Consider the following 2,464-nt stretch of genomic DNA (forward strand, 5'->3'; position numbering starts at 1 on the left):
CAACCCGAAGCCCTTCGTCTGGACGAAGGACGCCGACGAGATCCTTCAACGCCTCGCTTCATATCTTGATCGAATTCCCGGCGCAGAACACTAGGTCGGCAGCGTGCACCCCTCCAGCGTGACCAGCAGGGCGTCCTGGTCACGAAGGAGGGACAGAGCCGACGGCGCTGCGGGGTCGTCGGCCAACCCGTCGTCGGGCAGCGCCTCGATCAGCGCCACTCGTTCGGACGTCGGCGGGTGCGAGTCGTACGGAGACGGCCGTGGAGGCCGCCGGGCGGCGGCGAGCTCGGCCAGCGCGTCGGGCTGCCGCGGAACGCGAACATGCCGCGCAGGATCGGCACCGCCAGTGCCCCGGTCGCGACCACCACGCTCAGCACGAGGTGGACGGACTGTGTCACGAAAGGCCTGGTGAGCAGTACCCAGTCGGCCGCGATGAGCACCGCCAGGAGCGCCACACCCATCAGGCAGAAGCCGGCCAGCAGGGCGAGGGCGCGCAACGCCCGTAGCGAAGCAGTCATGAGCGGTCCCCCACAGGACGTACGGACCCGGGCCCGGACCGGGCTCGCGTCGAAGCCTGGATCTTACGGTGAGGTCAGCGCGTCGGCCATCGTCTTTGGCAGCCACAGCGGCCATGGCCGCGCGCATTGTTGCTGACCTGCGTCACCGGTCCACAGCCGGCCAGCCGTCGGGGCAGGCTTGTCCGGCCTGTCGCCTGCCGGCCGGACAGCTGTGCGGCCGCGGCACCGCACTGTGCGGGCGACTCGTACGCTCTGACCTTTCATCACCCGCAATGCGAAGAAACAGGTCAGATATGCATAAGGTTCCTCTATGTCACATGCCGGTAAGGGGGGCGCGGGAAGGATCAAGGGGCCGCCGCGGTGGCGTCCTCGGCCTGGCAGCGACAGGACGTGGGTCTGGTGGCTTCCCCTGCTGCTGATGACCGTGGACGTGGTAGTGGACCTGGTGCTGGTCCAGGGCCGCGAACCCCTGAGCTTCCTGCTGGTCGGAGCCCCGCCCATGGCGGCGGCCACCCGGAGCCCGCGGCACACCGCCGGCATTACCGTCGTATGCCTGGGGCTGGAGATGTGGATGGCGTCCCGGCGCCCCGGACACTTCGACGAACAGCACCACTTGGCCCTCTACACCACCACCTTGCTGATCGGCATCGCCAGCGTCGCGCTCTCTCGACAGCGGATCCGGGCCGAGGCCAGCCTGGTCCACGCCCGCTCCGTAGCCGAGGCCATGCAGATGACGCTGCTGCGCCCGTTCCCGGACCAGCTCGGTCCGGTGCAGGCAGCGAGCTTCTACCAGGCGGGCGAGGACGGCACGCTGGTCGGTGGTGACTTCTACGAACTGTGCGAGACCCCGTTCGGCGTCCGGGTCATCCTCGGAGACGTACGCGGGAAGGGACTGAATGCGGTTCAGACGGTCGCCACTGTCCTGGGGAGCTTCCGGGTATCCGCGCACGAGTGGACGGACCTGAGCCGCCTCGCGGACCGCCTGGAGCTCAGCATCGCCCGCAATTCCGGACGCCCGGCCGGCGACGAAGAGCTGTTCGTCACGGCCCTCCTGCTGGAATTCCCACCTGCCGGAGGCTCGGTGAGGATCGTCGACCGCGGGCATCCGTCACCCCTTAAACTCACATCGCACGGCACGCAACGGCTTCACACCACCCCGGCCCCGCCTCTGGGCCTGGGCGACCTGGGCCCCGGGAACGCCGAGGTCACCACTCACCCGCTGCAGACCGGGGAAGTGATCCTTCTGTACACGGACGGAGTGAGCGAGGCCCGGAACGCCGGTGGCGAGTTCTATCCGGTGATCGACCGGTTGACAGATCACTTCGGCGACGGCCGCAGGGATCTGGACCCCGAAGCTCTCGTGTCCTTCATCAAGGCCGACACGGACAAGTGGTCGGTCGGAGCGGACGACGACCGGGCCGTGATCGCTCTCAGGCTCGCGTAGGGGTCCAGGGGCCTTTCGGACCACGGCGCACGAAGTCGGCCCAGGGCATCGACGCATGCTGACAGCGCCCGCACGTGCGCGACGGCCGGTCACAACACCCCTTCGGGAACACGGTGTTGTTGGGGAGGCATTCCCTGTGAGGTTGGTCGGGCTTCGTCTGATGACCATGCGCACCGGCGAGGATTCGGGTCATGCGTATACGTCCATTTACAGTCGTCAGCACGGCAGTTGCCCTCGGCCTTGGCACGCTTACTGCGGCCGCGGACGCCAGCGACCACGCACCGGTCCGGATGAACCAGATCCAAATGCTGGGCTCGCACAACAGCTACCACCGCGAAGTGTCCTTCGCTGAGAAGAAGATTCAGGGCGAATCCGACCCCGACAATCTGTGGTACTCGCACGCGTCGCTGCGCAAACATTCAGTGCGACCGCAGCGTGTGACGGTTTCGGGTGTGTGGTGACGGCTGGTGACCGAGTGGTCAGCGGCTGTCGGAGCGGGGGT

The 2,464-nt window shown here is 67.6% G+C and carries 4 protein-coding genes; 2 read left to right on the plus strand and 2 right to left on the minus strand.

Translation table 11 applies throughout. The features are described 5' to 3' along the window. Positions 1 to 90: 90 nt before the first annotated feature. Positions 91 to 219 (minus strand): hypothetical protein, encoded by a 129-nt coding sequence (locus tag ABZV38_RS40105; protein WP_356333871.1) that lies wholly within the window; start codon positions 217 to 219, stop codon positions 91 to 93. After that, positions 210 to 518: a hypothetical protein gene (locus ABZV38_RS40110; RefSeq protein ID WP_356333873.1), complete on the minus strand. Its 309-nt coding sequence runs from the start codon at positions 516 to 518 to the stop codon at positions 210 to 212. Before ABZV38_RS40110 ends, ABZV38_RS40105 begins: the two co-directional genes overlap by 10 nt. A 418-nt stretch (positions 519 to 936) precedes the next feature. Here ABZV38_RS40110 and ABZV38_RS40115 point away from each other — a divergent pair, with 418 nt between their 5' ends. Both ABZV38_RS40115 and ABZV38_RS40120 read left to right on the plus strand, forming a co-directional pair. Then, entirely contained in the window at positions 937 to 1,962 is a 1,026-nt protein-coding gene (locus ABZV38_RS40115; protein ID WP_356333875.1) for a PP2C family protein-serine/threonine phosphatase, read from the plus strand. A gap of 191 nt (positions 1,963 to 2,153) precedes the next feature. Further along, positions 2,154 to 2,423, plus strand: a complete 270-nt coding sequence (locus tag ABZV38_RS40120; RefSeq protein WP_356333877.1) for a Ca2+-dependent phosphoinositide-specific phospholipase C — start codon at positions 2,154 to 2,156, stop codon at positions 2,421 to 2,423. Positions 2,424 to 2,464 lie beyond the last annotated feature (41 nt).

The organism is Streptomyces sp. NPDC005181 (assembly GCF_040608395.1).
GTDB lineage: Bacteria > Actinomycetota > Actinomycetes > Streptomycetales > Streptomycetaceae > Streptomyces.

Excerpts from the sequence above, each read along its gene's own strand:
- ABZV38_RS40110 (WP_356333873.1), bottom strand. The coding sequence starts at position 518 with ATGACTGCTTCGCTACGGGCGTTGCGCGCCCTCGCCCTGCTGGCCGGC.
- ABZV38_RS40115 (WP_356333875.1), top strand. The coding sequence starts at position 937 with ATGACCGTGGACGTGGTAGTGGACCTGGTGCTGGTCCAGGGCCGCGAA.
- ABZV38_RS40120 (WP_356333877.1), top strand. The coding sequence starts at position 2,154 with ATGCGTATACGTCCATTTACAGTCGTCAGCACGGCAGTTGCCCTCGGC.